Here is a 16,995-nt window from a genome sequence, read left to right as displayed (position 1 = left end):
TGCGGCCGGGATGGCCGCCGGTCACGCCGACGCGACCCGCCATGGACCAAAGTATAACCCGGCTGCGACATTCCGTCCCCTGTCTTTGTCGCGCGGCGTGAAGCAGCCGAGACGTGGCGAATCGCGCGGCCCTTGAAGGCGGCGGCGGAAAGCCGGAGTATCGGGGCATCGGCAACGCCCGATGCAGCCAGCCAGGAGGAAGCGTGATGATGCGTTCGACCCTGATCGGTGTCCTCGCCCTGACAGCTCTGACCACCACCGCGGCCTGGGCGGATGGCGACCCGGCGGCCGGCGAGAAGGTGTTCACGCAATGCAAGGCCTGCCACCAGATCGGCGAGACCGCCAAGAACGGCGTCGGGCCGAAGCTGAACGGCCTGTTCGGCCGCCATTCCGGCTCGGTCGAGGGCTACAACTATTCGGACGCGAACAAGAACTCGGGCATAACCTGGGACGAGACAGTGTTCCGCGAATACATCAAGGCCCCGCGCACCAAGATCCCGGGCACGAAGATGGCCTTCGCCGGCATCAAGGACGACCAGAAGATCACCGACCTGATCGCCTTCCTCAAGCAGTACGACGCCGACGGCAAGAAGAAGTGAGGCGGCGGGCCCTGTCGGCCGAGAGCGTTGACAATCGAGCGGGCTGACCCGCATCATCAATTTACAGGCCAAGGCCGGACAAGTCTGATGCTGCAGGGGTCGTCTTCGCGTCGACCGTGACGCGGGACGGCCGGGCCAGACGAAGAAGCCGGCCGGCCTCGACGACTGCGAAGGCCGCCATCGATGAGGATGTGGCCAACACCAGGGGGAGAACGCCGCGCCGGCCCGACGGGTCAGGGCGCACGGGTCCCCCGCGCTGTGCCGCCGCATCCGCTTTCCGTCCCAGGACGACCGTCCGCCGGCCTTCCCGTCCCAGCACAAGACGGGGGTGACCGGAGATGAAGACCGCGCTCGTCCTGGTTCTGGTCGCCGTCGGCTCGGTGGTGTTCCACCTGCTGAGCCCCTGGTGGTGGACCCCGATCGCCTCGAACTGGCACTACATCGACGGCACGATCGAGATCACCTTCTGGATCACCGGCGTGGTGTTCACCGCGATCGTGCTGTTCACCGCCTACTGCGTCTGGCGCTTCCGCCACCGCGAGGGCAACGTCGCCGACTACAAGCCGGAGAACAAGCGGCTGGAAGGCTGGCTGACCATCGCCACCGCGGTCGGCGTGGCGGCGATGCTGGCGCCCGGCCTTGTGGTCTGGGCCCAGTTCGTCACCGTCCCGGCTGACGCCACCGAGGTCGAGGTGGTGGGCCAGCAGTGGCAATGGAGCTACCGGCTGCCGGGCCAGGACGGCAAGCTCGGCGCCGCCTCGAACCGGGCAATCACGGCGGAGAACCCGCTCGGCGTCCATGCCGACGACCCGGCCGGCCAGGACGACGTGCTGATCCAGGGCGGCGAGCTGCACCTGCCGGTCGACAAGCCGGTCAAGGTCCTGCTGCGCGCGGTCGACGTGCTGCACGATTTCTACGTGCCGCAGTTCCGGGCGAAGATGGACATGATCCCGGGCTCCGTCACCTATTACTGGTTCACCCCGACCCGCACCGGCACCTTCGAGGTGCTGTGCGCCGAGCTGTGCGGCACCGGCCATCCCTATATGCGCGGCATCGTCATCGTCGACGCCCAGCCCGACTACGACGCCTGGCTGGCGCAGCAGGCGACCTTCTCGCAGATGTCGGCGCTGCCCGGGCCGGCCGACCGCGAGGTGGCCGCCGCGAACTAGGTCCGGCCTCGCCAAGGGGAGGGGCCGCGAGAGGAACATCATCCGGCCGGGACGATCCCCGTCGAGCCCGGCCGCGGAGGAAGCAGGAGGACACGCCCATGGTGGACGTCATCCGCGAACCCGTCGAACCGGTCCCGCCGCTCGAAGTGCCGGATGTCGAGCTGTACCATCCGAAGAGCTGGCTCACGACCTGGGTGTTCTCGCAGGACGCCAAGGTCATCGCCATCCAGTATGCCGGGACGGCGCTGGCGATCGGCTTCGTCGCCCTGGTCCTGTCCTGGATGATGCGGCTGCAGTTGGCCTTCCCCGACGACTTCGCCTTCATCGACGCCACCGGCTATTACCAGTTCATCACCATGCACGGCATGATCATGGTGATCTACCTGCTGACGGCGCTGTTCCTGGGCGGCTTCGGCAACTACCTGATCCCGCTGATGCTGGGCGCGCGGGACATGGTGTTCCCCTATGTCAACATGCTCAGCTACTGGATCTACCTGCTGGCGGTGCTGGTGCTGGTGGCCAGCTTCTTCGCCCCCGGCGGGCCGACCGGGGCCGGCTGGACCCTGTACCCGCCGCAGGCGATCCTGTCCGGGACGCCGGGCGGGCGCGAATGGGGCATCCTGCTGATGCTCGGCTCGCTGACCCTGTTCATCATCGGCTTCCCCATGGGCGGGCTGAACTACGTCGTCACCGTGCTGCAGGCGCGGGCGCGGGGCATGACGCTGATGCGCATGCCGCTGACGGTGTGGGGCATCTTCACCGCCACGGTCATGGCGCTGCTGGCCTTCCCGGCGCTGTTCGTGGCCTGCGTGATGATGCTGATCGACCGGCTGCTCGGCACCAGCTTCTTCATGCCGGCGCTGGTCGAGATGGGCGAGCAGCTGAAATACGGCGGCGGCAGCCCGATCCTGTTCCAGCACCTGTTCTGGTTCTTCGGCCACCCCGAGGTCTACATCGTCGCGCTGCCGGCCTTCGGCATCGTCTCCGACCTGATCAGCACCCACGCCCGCAAGAACATCTTCGGCTACCGCATGATGGTGTGGGCCATCGTCGGCATCGGCGCCTTGAGCTTCATCGTCTGGGCGCATCACATGTATGTCAGCGGCATGAACCCGTATTTCGGGTTCTTCTTCGCCACCACGACGCTGATCATCGCCATCCCGACGGCGATCAAGGTCTACAACTGGGTGCTGACGCTGTGGCGCGGCGACATCCACCTGACCACGCCGATGCTGTTCGCCATCGCCTTCATCGTTACCTTCGTCAATGGCGGGCTGACCGGGCTGTTCCTCGGCAATGTCGTGGTCGACGTGCCGCTGTCCGACACCATGTTCGTGGTCGCCCATTTCCACATGGTGATGGGGGTGGCGCCGATCTTCGTAGTGTTCGGCGCGATCTACCACTGGTACCCGAAGATCACCGGCCGGATGCTGGACGACCTGGTGGGCAAGATCCACTTCTGGGTCAGCTTCGTCGGCGCCTACGCGATCTTCTTCCCGATGCACTATATCGGGCTGATCGGCGTGCCGCGGCGCTATTTCGAGCTCGGCGAGACCGCCTTCGTCCCGGCCTCGGCCCACGACCTCAACATCTTCATCACCGCCGCGGCGCTGACCGTCGGCGCGGCCCAGCTGCTGTTCCTGTTCAACCTGATCTGGAGCCTGCGGCACGGCCGCGAGGCCGGCGGCAACCCGTGGCGCGCGACGACGCTCGAGTGGCAGACGCCGACCACCCCGCCGCCGCACGGCAACTGGGGGCGCGAGCTGCCGGTGGTCTATCGCTGGGCCTATGACTACAACGTGCCGGGTGCGCCGCAGGACTACCTGCCGCAGAACATGCCCGGCGCCGCACCGCGGCACGGCTGAGGGCGCCGGCCATGGTGGTCGTCACCCTGTTCATGCTGGCGCTCGGGGGCCTCATCCTGTGGTGGCTGGCCCGCCAGGGGCTGATGACCAAGCCGTGGCTGGAGGAGAGCACGGTCGGCAACGTGCCGGCGACCGGCGCCTCGCCGCGGCCCACGGCCCTGATCGGGCTCGGCGTGTTCCTGGTCGTCGCCGGCGCGCTCTTCGCCCTCCTGGTCAGCGCCTATTCGATGCGGATGGCGCTGCCGGACTGGCGGGCGCTGCCGGTGCCGCTGCTGCTGTGGATCAACACCGCGGCGCTGATCGCCGCCAGCATCGCCCTGCAATGCGCCCAGGCCTCGGCCCGGCGCGGCGACCTGGCCGACACCCGCACCGGCCTGCTGGCCGGGGGCGCCGCGTCGCTGGTGTTCGTGGTCGGGCAGCTCCTGGCCTGGCAGCAGCTGCACATGCTGGGCTATTTCCTGGCCAGCAACCCGGCCAACTCGTTCTTCTACCTGGTCACCGCGGTACATGGCGTGCACGTGCTGGGCGGCCTGGTGGCCCTGGGCCGCACCGGCGCCCGGGCTTGGCGCGGAGACGAACCCGACAGGCTGCGCCTGAGCGTCCAGCTGTGCACGCTGTACTGGCATTTCCTGCTGCTGGTCTGGCTGATCCTGCTCGCCCTGCTGACCGGCTGGGCGGACCGCTTCGCCGAGATCTGCAGCCAGCTGCTGACCTAGGGGAGGTCGCCGATGGCCGAAACCCATATCGCCGGATCGCTCGAGCGCGCCAAGGGCTGGCGCGGCGTGTCCGAGGACTGGTCGTCCGACCAGCGCGCCTTCAAGAGCGCGTCCTGGGGCAAGGCGATGATGTGGATCTTCCTGCTCAGCGACACCTTCGTGTTCGGCTGCTTCCTCCTGTCCTACATGACGGTGCGGATGTCGACGGCCGAGACCTGGCCGAACCCGAGCGAGGTGTTCGCGCTGACCATCGGCGGGGAGTCGGTGCCGCTGATCCTGATCGCGATCATGACCTTCGTCCTGATCAGCAGCAGCGGCACCATGGCGATGGCGGTCAATTACGGCTACCGCCGCGACCGGGTGAAGACGGCGGTGCTGATGCTGGTGACCGCGGCCTTCGGCGCCACCTTCGTCGGCATGCAGGCCTTCGAATGGACCAAGCTGATCCATGAAGGGGTGCGGCCCTGGGGCAATCCCTGGGGCGCGCCGCAATTCGGCTCGTCCTTCTTCATGATCACGGGCTTCCACGGCACCCATGTCACCATCGGGGTGATCTTCCTGCTGATCATGGCCCGCAAGGTGCTGCGCGGCGATTTCGAGACCGGCCGGCGCGGCTTCTTCACCAGCCGCCGGGGCAACTACGAGATCGTCGAGATCACCGGCCTGTACTGGCACTTCGTCGATCTGGTCTGGGTGTTCATCTTCGCGCTGTTCTATCTGTGGTGAGGGACATGGCACACGCCGCGCATATCGACGAAGGGCATGGGCAGCCGCAAGCCGTCGCCCACGCCGAGGGCCAGCAGCACCCGATCAGGCTGTACCTGGTGGTCTGGGGCTGGCTATTCGTGCTCAGCGCCGCCTCCTACATGGTCGACTACTTCGCCCTGCAGGGGCTGCTGCGCTGGAGCCTGATCCTGATCTTCATGATGCTGAAGGCGGGGCTGATCGTCGCCGTGTTCATGCATATGAAGTGGGAGCGGCTGGCCCTGGTCTACGCCATCATCCTGCCGCCCCTGGCGCTGCTGGTCTTCGTCGCCATCATGGTGGCCGAGTCCGACTACACGCTGCTGACCCGGATGCTGTTCCTGGGCGGGGAGTAGGACGAAGGAGTCCCGTAGGTTGGGTTCGCAATGGCGAACCCAACACGGCGCCGCCCAATCGATTGTTGGGTTCGCAAGAGCGAACCCGACCTGTGTCAATCCTTCAGCACCCCATCCGCGATCTCGCGGATCAGCTCCGGCAGCACCTGGAAGGCGTAGGGCCCGTAGATGCGCTCCAGCGGCGTGTGGTAGTCGCGGCCCTAGGGGCCGGCGTCGACGATCGGGATCTGCGCCAAGGCCGGGCCGTCGGGCCAGGGCAGGCCGGCGCCCCAGGCCGGGGTCTCGGCGGCGATGGCGGCGACCGAGCCCTCGTCGCCCGTGCCGAGGAAGCTCATGTCGGAGATGCCGGGGAACCAGGGCTCGAGCCCGATGGTGGTGCCGTGGCGCGCTGCGACCCTGGCCGCGGCCTCGCGCGTCGCCCGCTCCAGCCTCTGGCCGCCCTCGTCGCCGCCCAGCGACACCGGCAGATAGGGCATCGAGGCCAGGCCCAGCACCACCGCCGGGCCGCTGCGGCCGCTCAGCCGCCACAGCGCCTCGGTGATCCGGCGGCACTGCTCCGGCAGGTCGAGGCCGGCCTGCGCCGCCTCGGCCGCCACCGCAGCCAGCGCCGCCCCGGCCTGGGGCGAACGCGCCAGCACCTCGCGCTTCAATTCGGCGAAGCGCAGCACCGGCACGTCCGGCACGTCGGCCCCGCCTCGCTGCCGCAGCTGCGCCGCGACGCCGGCGGCGGCGTCCCCGATCAGCCGGGCCAGCGGCGCCAGCACATCCTCCGGCCCGCGCCGGTACAGCGCGGTGTTCCAGAACATCCAGACCGTGCCTGGGGTGGTGACGTCGTAGCCGGCCTTGCCGTCCTTCATGCCCAGCAGCGTCGCCGGCGTGCCGGAGGCGTTGCCCAGGCTCTCGGTCAGCTCGGGCGCCCATTCCACCGCGGCGGCGATGGCGCCGGCCAGGGCGGCGGCGCTGACCCCGCGGATGGTGTCGGCGACATGGGTGGCGCGGCCGATCACCAGCGCGCTCGGCAGCAGCTTGCCGACGCTGCCCAGCGCCACCGACCGGCCGAAGCGGCCGTCGCCGGTGTCGCCCAGGCAGTCGAGGTTGATCGCGGCGTCGAGGCTCAGCCCCAGCCGCCCGGCCAGGCCGGGCAGGGCGCGGGCGGCGCTGCGGGCGCCGGCGGAGTTGACCTCCTCGTCCGGCACGGCGAGGAACAGCAGGTTGCCCTCGCGCTCCGGCTCCACGGCGGCCGCCTCCAGCACCGCGAGACCGGCGGCGAGGCCGCCTTTCATGTCGAGCAGGCCGCGCCCGGGCAGGAAGTCCGGCCCGGACAGGTCGGCCAGGGCCAGCTGTTCCGCCTCGGTGGACGCGTCCCGCCGCAGCCGGGCCAGCAGGGCGTCCTTCAGCCGCTCCGGCTCGGTCGCCAGCGGTTCGAGGTCGCCGTAATCGGCCGTCGTCACCGTGTCGAAATGGCCGGTCAGCACCACGGTGCGGCGGCCGCGGCCGCGCAGCAGGGCGGCGACGCTGGCGCGGCCCAGCCGGTCGCCCGTCGGGATGGTCCAGACGTCGTCGGGCCGGCCGCGGAAGGCCGGGCTGGCGCGCAGCAGGCCGCACAGCGTTTCGGCGAAGGCGACCTCGTCCGGCGTGCCGGTGACGCTGGGGATGCGGGTGAGGGTCAGCGCCCAGTGCTCGGCGCGGGCGGCGAGGTCGGTCATGGTCGTCTCAGCTCTTGCCGGCGAAGGCGTTGAAGGTGATCAGCGTCATGGTGTCCTTGATGTGCGGCAAGGCGTGGATGCGGCTGTTGACGAAGCGGCCGACATCGACGTCCTCCGGCAGGTAGCACTTGATCATCAGGTCGAACTGGCCGGAGATCGAATAGATCTCCGACACCTCCTCGATCTCGTCCACCGCATGCTCGGCCGTGTCATAGGCGTGGCCCAGCTCGCATTTTACCATGATGAAGATCGGACGCATCCAGCGGCCTCCGTGACTCGGGGTTCGGGCCGATCCTAGCCCGGCCGCGGCACGAGGTCATGCGGGGATGGTCGTCCTATGAAATGGTCCGCCGACCACAATTCGGGCACAGTTTCATAAAAAAATATGCACCGTCCCGTATTTTCGAGCGAATCCGGCCATATCGGATCCCGGCAGGTTCCGGCCACCAGGGAGGAGCTTCAGATGCCGATGCTTCTCTTGGTCCAATCAAGTGCGGCAGGACCGGCGAAAGAAAACCACCATGAGCAATGAAGAGCCATTCAGCCGAGACTTCGTGTCGCGGCCGATTGGCATGGTCCGGCGACAGGCATGAGTCGACCTGAAACTTGAGCAGAAGGGGGAATCATGGCCACGGTCACCTATTCATGGGTCCACATTCTCGAATTCACCTTGAACGGCCAGACGGCCGGCGATCAGTCGGATGTCGCCATCACCGCGACCGCCGACGGGGGCTATCTCGGGGCCTGGAGCGTCGGCAGCGACTTTGTCCGGGGCCGATACGTCGATGCCGGCGGCACGCCGGGCGAAGAGTACGACCTCAACACTACGCTGACCGGCCTTCAGTTCGACGCCAGCATGGCACTACTGGGCAACGGCCACAACGTGGTGACCTTCACCGACAGCAGTTCGGGCACCGATACGGTCCGGGTCCGCATCCTCGGCGATGGCGCCCCGTTCCTGGATTTCGCAGTGACCGCCAGCGACAAGCCCCTGCGAGAATCCGACATCACGGCGCTGGGGTCCGATGGCTTCGCGGTGGCCTACACGCGCGACTTCGGTGGCGGCGACACCGATATCTGGGTTCAGCGATACGAAGCGGACGGAACCAAGATCGGGGGCGCGATCGCCGTCGACGGCAGCGTCGCCCGGGCCACCGACCATGCTTCAATCACCGGCCTCGCTGGCGGCGGCTTCGTCGTGGCCTGGGAGCAATCCGCGACCGCCGGCGGCAACCATTCCGTCTGGTTCCAGCTCTATGACGCACTGGGCCTTCCCGTAACCGTCGCGGGCGACCCGCCCAACGGCCACCACGTGATCGACGACACCGGCTCGATCAACCAGGACATCCAGGTCGCGGCCCTGCACGATGGCGGCTTCGTCGTCGCCTATGTCGACAACGGTTTGGGCGGCCCCACCGGCACCGAGATCACGACGCGCGTCTACAATGCCGACGGAACGGGACGCAGCGGCTATATCCGGGTCAACGACGACACCGCGGGCAATCAGGACCACCCGACGATCACCGTCCTGTCCAACGGCTATTTCGTGGTCGGCTGGCGAGACAACGGCATTTTCTACTATCAGGCCTACGACCCGAGTGGCGCCACCATCGGTGCCAATGAGGGGAACAGCAATGGCATCTATGAAGGCGAGATCCTGGGGCTGGCCGGTGGCTTGGTGGCCAGCGTGCAGCAGAGCGGTTACACCGATGGCGATGGCAATTCGATCCAAAGCTCGGTCGACGCGCTGATCCGCACCACCCTCGGAACCACGGCTGATGACACCCTGACCGGTGACTCTCTGCGCGACGTCATGCAAGGCTATGGCGGCGACGACACGCTCAATGGCGATGCCGGCAACGACACGCTCTCCGGCGGCAATGACGACGACATCCTTCGCGGCGGCGCCGGGGCCGACGCGCTTGACGGCGGCACTGGCACCGACACTGTCAGCTACTACAGCGGTTCGGTCGGGGTCACGGTCAGCCTCGCTGCTGGCACCACCACCGGTGGTGACGCCGAGGGCGACACGCTGACCGGGATCGAAAATCTCTCCGGCAGCCAGGGCAACGACGATCTCACCGGCAATTCCGGTGCCAACACGTTGCAGGGATGGAGCGGTGACGACGCGCTCCGCGGCAGCGCCGGGGCCGATGTGCTCGACGGCGGCGCCGGCATCGACGCTGCCGTCTACCTCGCCAGCGTGGCCGGGGTCACGGTCGACCTTGCCGCCGGCATCGCCAGCGGCGGCGATGCCGCGGGTGACACGCTGATCGGCATCGAGAATGTCCAAGGCGGAAAGGGCAACAACACCTTGATCGGGAACAGCGGTGCCAACACGCTGTGGGGTTGGATCGGCGACGACCTGCTCCGCGGCGGCGGCGGGGCCGATCATCTCGTGGGCAGCGCCGGCGTCGACATCGCCAGCTACTACGACGGCTCGACCGGGGTAACGTTCGACCTCGCCGCCGGCACCGGCAGCGCCGGCGACGCTGCGGGCGACACGCTGGCCGGGATCGAGAACATCTCCGGCAGCCAGGGCGACGACACCCTCCTGGGCAGCGTCGATGCCAACTGGCTGCGGGGCTGGAACGGCGACGACGTGCTGCGCGGCGGCGCCGGGGCCGACACGCTCGACGGCGGCGCCGGCATCGACACCGCCAGCTACTACGACGGTTCGGCCGGGGTCTCGGTCAATCTCACCACCGGCGCCGGCAGCGGCGGCGATGCCTCGGCCGACATCCTGTCCGGGATCGAGAACGTCTCCGGCAGCCAGGGCAACGACATCCTGGTGGGAAGCGCCGGCGTCAATGCGCTGCGGGGCTGGAACGGCGACGACGTGCTCAACGGCGTTGCCGGGCAGGACACGCTGACCGGCGGCCTCGGCGCCGACCGCTTCGTCCTGAGCGGCCCGGCGCACAGCCCGGTCGGGGCCGGGGCGGACCGGATCACCGACTTCAGCCATGCCCAGGCGGACAGGATCGACCTGCACCTGATCGATGCCAACACCGATGCCGGCGGCAACCAGGCCTTCAGCTTCATCGGCACCGCCGCCTATGGCGGCGTCGCCGGCCAGCTGCGCTATGCCGTCTCCGGCGGCGTCACCACGATCGCCGGCGACGTCGATGGCAACGGCACGTCCGACTTCCAGATCAAGCTCACCGGCAGCATCGCCCTGGTGGCCGCCGACTTCGTGCTCTGAGCCGTCCCGTCCACACCACGCTCGGCCGTGTCGCAGGCACGGCCGAGCCCGCATGTTCTCCATCATGAAGATCGGACCCGCCCCATGGCCTCCGTGACCCGGGTTCGGGCCGATCCCGGCGGCCGGAAGACGATGTGTCGGTCAGACCGAGTCGGCGGCCTTTGCCGGGGCCGACCGGATCACCGATTTCAGCCATGCCCAGGGCGACAGAATCGACCTGTCGGCGATCGACGCCAGGACGGCGGCCGCCGGCAACCAAGCCTTCAGCTTCGTCGGCGCCGGCGCCTACACCGGTGTCGCCGGGCAGCTGCGCTATGTCACCGTCGGCGGGGTCACCACCATCGGCGGCGACGTCAACGGCGACAAGGTGACTGACTTCCACATCACCCTGACCGGCGCCATCGCCCTCGCCGCCGCCGACTTCGTCCTCTGAGCCCGCCTCAGCCGGCCCGGTCCGGCGCCGGGCCGCGTACGGTGCGGCGCCAGACCAGCGGTGCCGGGATCGTCAGCCGCAGCGGCGCCGCGCCCTCCGCGTCCAGGGCGGCCATCACCGCGTCGCCGGTGGCGTCCACCGACTGGTCGAAGGTGGTCAGGTCGTAGGCCGACCAGCCGGCCTGTTCGGTGTTGTCGAAGCCGATGACGCAGAGATCCTCGGGCACGCGCAGGCCCAGGTCGTGGCGCGCGGCGTCGAGGAAGCCGAACGCGACCAGGTCGCTGATGCAGAAGGCGGCGTCCGGCCGGTCCGGACGCAGCAGCAGGTCGTGCGCCGCCGCCCTTCCGGTGGCATACACCGTGCGGCCGCCGCGCCAGACCGCCGGCTCGATCCCCTCTGCCCGGGCGGCGGCCAGAAAGCTGGCCTCGCGCGCCAGGAGCGCGGGCGTACCCTGGGCCGAGGTCACCAGGCAAAGCCGGCGGCAGCCGGCGCGGCGGAAGGCGGCCACCGCCACCCGGCCGGGCAGGGCGCTGTCGATGGCGATGTTGTCCGGGCCGTCGATCCGGTCGTCGCGGTTGATCAGCACCACACGCTGCCCGGCAGCGATGCACAGCCGGGTGATCTCCTCCGACGGGGTGCCGGACAGCACGATGGTGGCGTCGGCGCGGTAGTTCAGGATCTGCCGCAGCGCCGATTGCGCATCGGCGTCGCCGCGGCCGCTGGTGCCGATCAGCATGGCGACGCGGCCGCTGTGCTGCAGCCGGTCGGTCAGGGCGCCGACCATCCGCGACCGCAGCGGCGTCTCCAGGTCGGACGCGACGATGCAGACGATCCGGCTCGACTGCCGGGTCAGGCCGCGGGCCAGGTGGTTGACGTGGTAGCCCAGCGCCTCCGCCGCCTCCAGCACCCGCCGGCGCGTCTCGGCCGAGACGCTGGCGCCGGGGGTGAAGGTGCGCGAGACGGCGGACCGGGAGACGCCGGCCCGGTCGGCCACCTGCTGGGCACTGGCGAAGCTGCGGCGACGCGTCACGAAGGATCCTGGGTGGAGCGCCCGTCAGGGCGCGACAGAAGGCCGATTTTATGCACAGCCGTGCAGATGACAAGCACCAGGGCTGGCGTGGGTGCACTGCCGATGAGCTATGGATGGTTGACAGGCCGGCTGTTTCGTGTCGAGCTTGCACAGCCGTGCAAATATCCGGCGCGGGCGCGGACGGTCGCAGTCCGGTCGCATCCTGAACAGCCCGGGACCACGGCCTGACGGAAGGAACATCCTGCTGCCGTCATTGCGGCGCAGGATCCCGCGAGGGCCGTTGGAGGCGGTTCCCGGAGGGAAGCGGAAGGGATCGATGATGGGGCATCAGACCACGCTCGGATGGGACCGGCTGCAGGCTCTGGCGGAGGATCTGCGGGAGCGCCGGTCGCGCAGGCAGTTCAGCCCGCGTACGGCCAAGCTGATCGACAGCGGGGTGCCGAAGATGGCGCAGAAGCTGGTCGAGGAGGCGGCGGAGGTGGCGATCGACGCCGTCCAGGGCGAACGCCAGGCCGTGATCGAGGAGGCCGCCGACCTGATGTTCAACCTGACGGTGCTGCTGACCGAGCTCGAGATCCGGCCCTGCGAGGTCTGGGAGGAGATGGATCGCCGCCAGAAGCTGTACGGCATCGCCGAGAAGCTGCCGAAGGACCGGTAAGGCCGGCGGGACGGAGTCCCGTTCGCAAAAGAATGGGGCCGCCCGACGGACGGGCGGCCCGGCGAAAGGATCGGGCGGCTACAGGACGAAGTCGCTCGCCGTCAACGTGATCGAACCGAGCAGGTGGATCTGCACATCGGCCCAGCCATCGCCATTGGCATCGATATAGACGTTGGTGTCGGTAGCCCCTGCAATGAAGCGGACCTCGCCGGCGGTATGGCTGAAGGCCGACGAACCGATGAAGCTGCCCTCGCCCCCGGTGATACCCGACACGTCTATCTTGTCACCCTGGGCGTGAGAGAAGTCGTCGATCCGGTCGAACGTGAGCTTGGCGAGAGAGTCGTTGACGGCGTTGAAGACGAAGGTGTCCGCGCCGATGCCGCCGTTCAGGCGATCTGCTCCGCCTCCGCCGACGAGCGTGTCGTCGCCGCGCCAGCCGATCAGATAGTTGGAGCTGCTGTTGCCGGTCAGCGTGTCGCCGAACCTGCTGCCGAAGAGGATTTCGATGCTGGAGTAGGTGTCGCCGGCCGCCTGTCCGGTGTTGGACGCCGGGTTGGCCAGGCTGACGGTCACGGCGGCGGTGGCGGTGTCGTACGCGGCGGTGTCGAAGCCGGCCCCGCCGTTCAGCTGGTCCGCGCCGGCATCACCGACGAGCTTGTCGTTGCCGTCGCCGCCCTGGAGGGCGTCGTCTCCGGTGCCCCCGTTGAGGATGTCGTTGCCTGCGCCGCCGTCGAGTGTGTCGTTGCCGGCCCAGCCGATGACAAAGTTGGCGCCGGAACTGCCGGTCAGGTTGTCGCCGAACATGGAGCCGAAAAGATTCTCGATGCCGCTGTAGCTGTCGCCAGCCGCATCGCCGGTATTGACCGCGGCGTTGCCCAGATTCGCCGTCACGCCGGTCAGGGCGTTGTCGTAGAGAGCCATATCGGCGCCGGCGCCGCCGATCAGGGTGTCGGCTCCGGCGCCGCCGATCAGCCGATCACTGCCGGCGCCGCCGTCGAGCACGTCGACGCCGTCCGCCCCCGACAGGCGATTGTCGCCGGTGTTGCCGGTCAGGGTATCGTTGAACAAGGAGCCGCGTAGATACTCGATGCTGGTCAGGACGTCGCCCTGCGCGTGGCCTCCGCTGGCCGTTCCGAGGGCCAGGTTCACCGTCACGGCCGCGTTGGAGACGATGTAGTCGGCCATGTCCAGCCCGGCGCCGCCGTTCAGGATGTCGGCCCCTTGTGCGCCGGCCAGGCCGTCGTTGCCGGCGCCGCCCAGCAGAGTGTTCGCGCCGGCATTGCCGCCCAGATAGTCGCCGAAGGCCGACCCGGTGAGATTGGTGATGCCGACGAGGCGATCGCCCTCGGCGTCACCGCCATGGCCGGTGGTGACGCCGGTCAATCCGACGCTGAGCCCCAGCAGCGTAATGTTGATGTTGGACGTCTCATAGAGAAGGACCGCGACACGGGACGAGGACGAGGAGTAGTCCGCCGTGTCGATGCCGGAAACGGAGAGGATGCCGGTGGTGGACAGCACGCCGCCGATCAGGAGATCGGCGCCGGTGCCGCCGATGAGAACGTCGTCGCCGCCATACCCCATCAGGGTGTCGTCGCCGCCCCGGCCGTCGAAATGGTCATCGCCCATTGCGGTGAGCAGAGCGTTGACAATGTTGGATGGATGGGTATCCGCACCATCGGTGCCGACATAAGTGGCCATGAACATCTCCAATGCGAGATCAAAACTATACAAATTTGATCATCCAGCCTGCCGTTCTTCAACGAGGAATTGCAAGCTTTTCAAAGTTAGACGCATTGTTGGGGATCTGCGTGGTAAAGTTTCAGGTGCACATCCGCAAAATTTCATTGATCAGGAATATAATTTCTTCAGGGAAAAATTTTATTATATACTGGTTGAATTTCATTTCCACCGATCTGCTGTCCGAAGATATTCTTGATGGCTGCCGTGCTTGCTGTGCCGACAGGCGGAGGGACGGTGTCGCGGCCCGTTGACAGGGCCACGCCTGTATCGATGCGCGGGCAGGGCAGCAGCGGCTCGGCCTGGCGGGGTTGCCTGCCGGCGGGAATTTCCGGGCGAATCGATTCGCGGCACCGGCCTCGACCCCGACAGATCCCGGCATGGACCCCAAGGCGGTCCACCGGCAGCCCGCTTTCGCCAGAGGGGAAGGGAGCCGCGGCACCGGATCGGCGCCGCGGCTCCGCGTGTCTCTAGACCGTCTCGACGGCCGGGCCGCCGATCTTCGGGTCGGTCAGGCCGGGACGACCGGTTTCGACATGGCCGGCAAAGCGGCGAAGGAAGTCGTCCCCGGTCCCGGCCGTGATGCTCAGGTCGAACCAGCCGAAGCTGGACCGCAGCGACCAGCGGTCGCGGACCAGGGCGCCCGGGCGGAGGTAATGGTGCCGCGCCGGCTCGCTGCTGTAGCCGTTGACGACGGTCAGATAGCAGGGCCGGAAGCCGATATTGCTCAGCAGCAGCGTGACGTCGCCCGACAGGCCGTCCTGCATCAGCCGCGCCTCGGGCCGGGCGGTGCCCGACAGCATCGGGGTCAGGCGGCCCTTGAACCGGTTCAGCATGCCGTTCGGCCCGTAGACCGACAGGTCGTAGCTGCCGGGGCGGTCCGGCGTCCAGCTGTCGGACAGCGTGTCGCCGGCCCCGACCGTATACTGCCACGGCCCGCGCCGGTCGGCGGTCGGCTGCATCGGCCGGTCCGGGAACACGGTGTCGTCCGGCTCGTAGGGCTTGCCCGACTCGTTGAAGGTCGCACCGCCGCCGGCATGGACGATGAAGCAGGCGCCGGCCGACCCGGCATTGGCGAAGTCGATCCAGAACCGTCGCCCGTCCGGGTCGACGCGGCCATGGGCGCTGAGGCGATAGGGCAGGGGCCGGGCGCGGCGCTGGCCGCGCTGCTGCACCGGCCGCGACGGCTTCGCCGGCGGCACCGGTCCGGGCCGGCCGGCGGCGGCGTCGGCCTCGGCCTTGTAGCGGCGGGTGTCCGGCAGCGGCGGCAGCGCGGCATCGGGGGTGCGGAAGTCGAAGGCCGAGGTCAGGTCGCCGCAGACCGAACGGCGCCAGGGCGAGATATAACGGCAGGGCACGCCGAAGCGCCGCTCGATGAACTGCAGCACCGAGGTGTGGTCGAACAGCTCGGAGCAGACCCAGCCGCCCTTGCTCCAGGGCGACACCACCAGCATCGGCACCCGGGGCCCGAGGCCGATCGGCACGCCGTTGTAGTTCTCGTCCCCGACGGGGACCGTGCTGCGGCCCTGATAGCCGTAGAAGCGGGTGTTCACCGGCGGCACCGGCGCCGGCACATGGTCGAAGAAGCCATCATTCTCGTCGTAGTTCACGATCAGGACGGTCTTGGCCCAGACCTTCGGGTTGCTGGTCAGGGCCTCCAGGATCTTGTCGACGAACGCCTGGCCGGCGGCGGGGGAGGCGTTGGGATGCTCGCAATAGGCGTCGGGGCAGATCACCCAGGACACCTGGGGCAGCCGGTCGGCCTTGACGTCCTCGGCGATCGCCCGCGCCAGCACGGCGTCGTAGGGATCCTCGTTCGAGGCCAGCTTCGGCCCGACATAGGCGCGGCCGCGCTTGTACAGGTCCGAGCTCTTGTCGAGCCTGCGGAAGTCGCGGTGATAGGCCAGCGAGTTGCAGCCGTAGTTGGAATAGGCCTGGTACACCCGCCAGTCGATGCCGTGCCTCTCCAGCGTCTCGGCATAGGCTTCCCAGGCCAGCCCCTCCCAGGGCTCGTCCAGGTCCATGTCGCCGGTCCAGTTGTTGTCCAGCTCCTGGCCCTTCAGCCGGCGCTTCGGGTTGTTCGGGTCGCGGCCGCTCAGGGTATAGACGCTGGCGCCGCCGGTGAAGTACTGCCGGTTCGGCTCGGTGTTGGCGAAGATCGAGCAGTGGTTGGCGTCGCAGATGGTGAACGCATCCGCCAGATGGGCGTAGAAGGGCAGGTCGGAGGCGGTGTCGTAATAGCCCATCGACATCCGGCTCTTCAGCGGCACCCAGGTGTCCCAGCTCTTCCACAGCGACTGGTCCAGCTTCCAGCTGTGGTCGGTGCCGTCCATGTGCTGGGCGCTGGTGCTGCCGGTGTCGAGCCGGAACGGCAGGACGTAGTCCAGCTTCGCCTGGGCCGCGGGGTCGGCCTCGTACCAGCGCTCCCGCTCGTGCCAATGATCCCAGCCGACATTCTGGTAGCCGGTGCGGCTGGCGCCGTTGCGGCCGACGCTCTGGTACCAGACCGGCCGGCCGCTCGGCAGGGGCGCCGGGCGCGGATCGCCGAAGCCGCGGACACCGTTCAGCGTGCCGAAGTAGTGGTCGAAGGACCGGTTCTCCTGCATCAGCACCACGATGTGCTCGACATCGCGCAGGGTGCCGGTGACGTTGTGGGCGGGGATCGCCAGGGCCTCGCGGATGCTGGCCGGCACGGCCATCGCGGCCGCGGCGGCGAGGCCGGCTTTCAGGAATTGGCGGCGGCTGTCGGAAGTCACGATCGGTGTCTCATGGCAACGGGG

Annotated in this window: 14 protein-coding genes; 9 read left to right on the top strand and 5 right to left on the bottom strand. The window is 68.4% G+C overall.

Features of this window, described 5'->3' with window-relative positions; all coding sequences use genetic code 11:
- Positions 1-206: 206 nt before the first annotated feature.
- The 6 genes from LG391_RS04340 (at position 207) to LG391_RS04315 (ending at position 5,449) form a co-directional block, all read left to right on the top strand.
- On the top strand, positions 207-599 hold the full coding sequence (locus LG391_RS04340; RefSeq protein ID WP_225766739.1) for a cytochrome c family protein: 393 nt from the start codon (positions 207-209) through the stop codon (positions 597-599).
- A 338-nt stretch (positions 600-937) separates the two neighbouring features.
- Entirely contained in the window at positions 938-1,768 is an 831-nt protein-coding gene (locus tag LG391_RS04335) for a cytochrome c oxidase subunit II (RefSeq protein WP_225766737.1), read from the top strand.
- A gap of 98 nt (positions 1,769-1,866) precedes the next feature.
- Complete coding sequence (ctaD, locus tag LG391_RS04330) at positions 1,867-3,633, top strand: cytochrome c oxidase subunit I (RefSeq protein WP_225766735.1); 1,767 nt, start codon at positions 1,867-1,869, stop codon at positions 3,631-3,633.
- 11 nt (positions 3,634-3,644) lie between these two features.
- Positions 3,645-4,349, top strand: coding sequence for a cytochrome c oxidase subunit 3 (locus LG391_RS04325; RefSeq protein ID WP_225766733.1), 705 nt, complete (start codon positions 3,645-3,647; stop codon positions 4,347-4,349).
- 12 nt (positions 4,350-4,361) lie between these two features.
- A complete protein-coding gene (locus tag LG391_RS04320) occupies positions 4,362-5,075 on the top strand; it encodes a heme-copper oxidase subunit III family protein (protein ID WP_225766732.1) in 714 nt (237 codons plus the stop codon).
- A 5-nt stretch (positions 5,076-5,080) separates the two neighbouring features.
- Positions 5,081-5,449: a cytochrome C oxidase subunit IV family protein gene (locus LG391_RS04315; protein WP_225766731.1), complete on the top strand. Its 369-nt coding sequence runs from the start codon at positions 5,081-5,083 to the stop codon at positions 5,447-5,449.
- A 200-nt stretch (positions 5,450-5,649) separates the two neighbouring features.
- On the opposite strand, the gene LG391_RS04310 is transcribed toward LG391_RS04315, so the two are convergent.
- Complete coding sequence (locus LG391_RS04310) at positions 5,650-7,155, bottom strand: M20/M25/M40 family metallo-hydrolase (RefSeq protein WP_225766730.1); 1,506 nt, start codon at positions 7,153-7,155, stop codon at positions 5,650-5,652.
- Positions 7,156-7,162: 7 nt separating this feature from the next.
- On the bottom strand, positions 7,163-7,414 hold the full coding sequence (locus LG391_RS04305; RefSeq protein WP_225766729.1) for an Lrp/AsnC ligand binding domain-containing protein: 252 nt from the start codon (positions 7,412-7,414) through the stop codon (positions 7,163-7,165).
- Between the two features lie 366 nt (positions 7,415-7,780).
- Between LG391_RS04305 and LG391_RS04300 the strand changes: the two genes are divergently transcribed.
- Both LG391_RS04300 and LG391_RS35000 read left to right on the top strand, forming a co-directional pair.
- Positions 7,781-10,357, top strand: a complete 2,577-nt coding sequence (locus LG391_RS04300; RefSeq protein ID WP_225766728.1) for a calcium-binding protein — start codon at positions 7,781-7,783, stop codon at positions 10,355-10,357.
- Between the two features lie 112 nt (positions 10,358-10,469).
- Entirely contained in the window at positions 10,470-10,790 is a 321-nt protein-coding gene (locus LG391_RS35000) for a M10 family metallopeptidase C-terminal domain-containing protein (RefSeq protein WP_225767634.1), read from the top strand.
- Positions 10,791-10,797: 7 nt separating this feature from the next.
- Here LG391_RS35000 and LG391_RS04290 read toward each other — a convergent pair whose 3' ends face one another.
- The gene (locus LG391_RS04290; RefSeq protein ID WP_225766727.1) at positions 10,798-11,820 is read right to left on the bottom strand and encodes a LacI family DNA-binding transcriptional regulator; all 1,023 of its coding nucleotides are present in this window, start codon (positions 11,818-11,820) and stop codon (positions 10,798-10,800) included.
- A gap of 316 nt (positions 11,821-12,136) precedes the next feature.
- Between LG391_RS04290 and hisE the strand changes: the two genes are divergently transcribed.
- A complete protein-coding gene (gene hisE, locus LG391_RS04285; protein ID WP_225766726.1) occupies positions 12,137-12,478 on the top strand; it encodes a phosphoribosyl-ATP diphosphatase in 342 nt (113 codons plus the stop codon).
- 78 nt (positions 12,479-12,556) lie between these two features.
- On the opposite strand, the gene LG391_RS04280 is transcribed toward hisE, so the two are convergent.
- Both LG391_RS04280 and LG391_RS04275 read right to left on the bottom strand, forming a co-directional pair.
- The gene (locus LG391_RS04280) at positions 12,557-14,176 is read right to left on the bottom strand and encodes a calcium-binding protein (RefSeq protein WP_225766725.1); all 1,620 of its coding nucleotides are present in this window, start codon (positions 14,174-14,176) and stop codon (positions 12,557-12,559) included.
- A 509-nt stretch (positions 14,177-14,685) separates the two neighbouring features.
- On the bottom strand, positions 14,686-16,971 hold the full coding sequence (locus tag LG391_RS04275; protein WP_225766724.1) for a phosphocholine-specific phospholipase C: 2,286 nt from the start codon (positions 16,969-16,971) through the stop codon (positions 14,686-14,688).
- Positions 16,972-16,995 lie beyond the last annotated feature (24 nt).

Source organism: Inquilinus sp. Marseille-Q2685, from assembly GCF_916619195.1.
Classification (GTDB): Bacteria; Pseudomonadota; Alphaproteobacteria; order DSM-16000; family Inquilinaceae; genus Inquilinus.
Note: the sequence above shows the minus strand (reverse complement) of the source record. Positions and strands in the feature narration are given on the sequence as shown.

Excerpts from the sequence above, each read along its gene's own strand:
- hisE (WP_225766726.1), top strand. The coding sequence starts at position 12,137 with ATGATGGGGCATCAGACCACGCTCGGATGGGACCGGCTGCAGGCTCTG.
- ctaD (WP_225766735.1), top strand. The coding sequence starts at position 1,867 with ATGGTGGACGTCATCCGCGAACCCGTCGAACCGGTCCCGCCGCTCGAA.
- LG391_RS04340 (WP_225766739.1), top strand. The coding sequence starts at position 207 with ATGATGCGTTCGACCCTGATCGGTGTCCTCGCCCTGACAGCTCTGACC.
- LG391_RS04335 (WP_225766737.1), top strand. The coding sequence starts at position 938 with ATGAAGACCGCGCTCGTCCTGGTTCTGGTCGCCGTCGGCTCGGTGGTG.
- LG391_RS04320 (WP_225766732.1), top strand. The coding sequence starts at position 4,362 with ATGGCCGAAACCCATATCGCCGGATCGCTCGAGCGCGCCAAGGGCTGG.
- LG391_RS04310 (WP_225766730.1), bottom strand. The coding sequence starts at position 7,155 with ATGACCGACCTCGCCGCCCGCGCCGAGCACTGGGCGCTGACCCTCACC.
- LG391_RS04315 (WP_225766731.1), top strand. The coding sequence starts at position 5,081 with ATGGCACACGCCGCGCATATCGACGAAGGGCATGGGCAGCCGCAAGCC.
- LG391_RS04280 (WP_225766725.1), bottom strand. The coding sequence starts at position 14,176 with ATGGCCACTTATGTCGGCACCGATGGTGCGGATACCCATCCATCCAAC.
- LG391_RS04300 (WP_225766728.1), top strand. The coding sequence starts at position 7,781 with ATGGCCACGGTCACCTATTCATGGGTCCACATTCTCGAATTCACCTTG.
- LG391_RS04325 (WP_225766733.1), top strand. The coding sequence starts at position 3,645 with ATGGTGGTCGTCACCCTGTTCATGCTGGCGCTCGGGGGCCTCATCCTG.
- LG391_RS04305 (WP_225766729.1), bottom strand. The coding sequence starts at position 7,414 with ATGCGTCCGATCTTCATCATGGTAAAATGCGAGCTGGGCCACGCCTAT.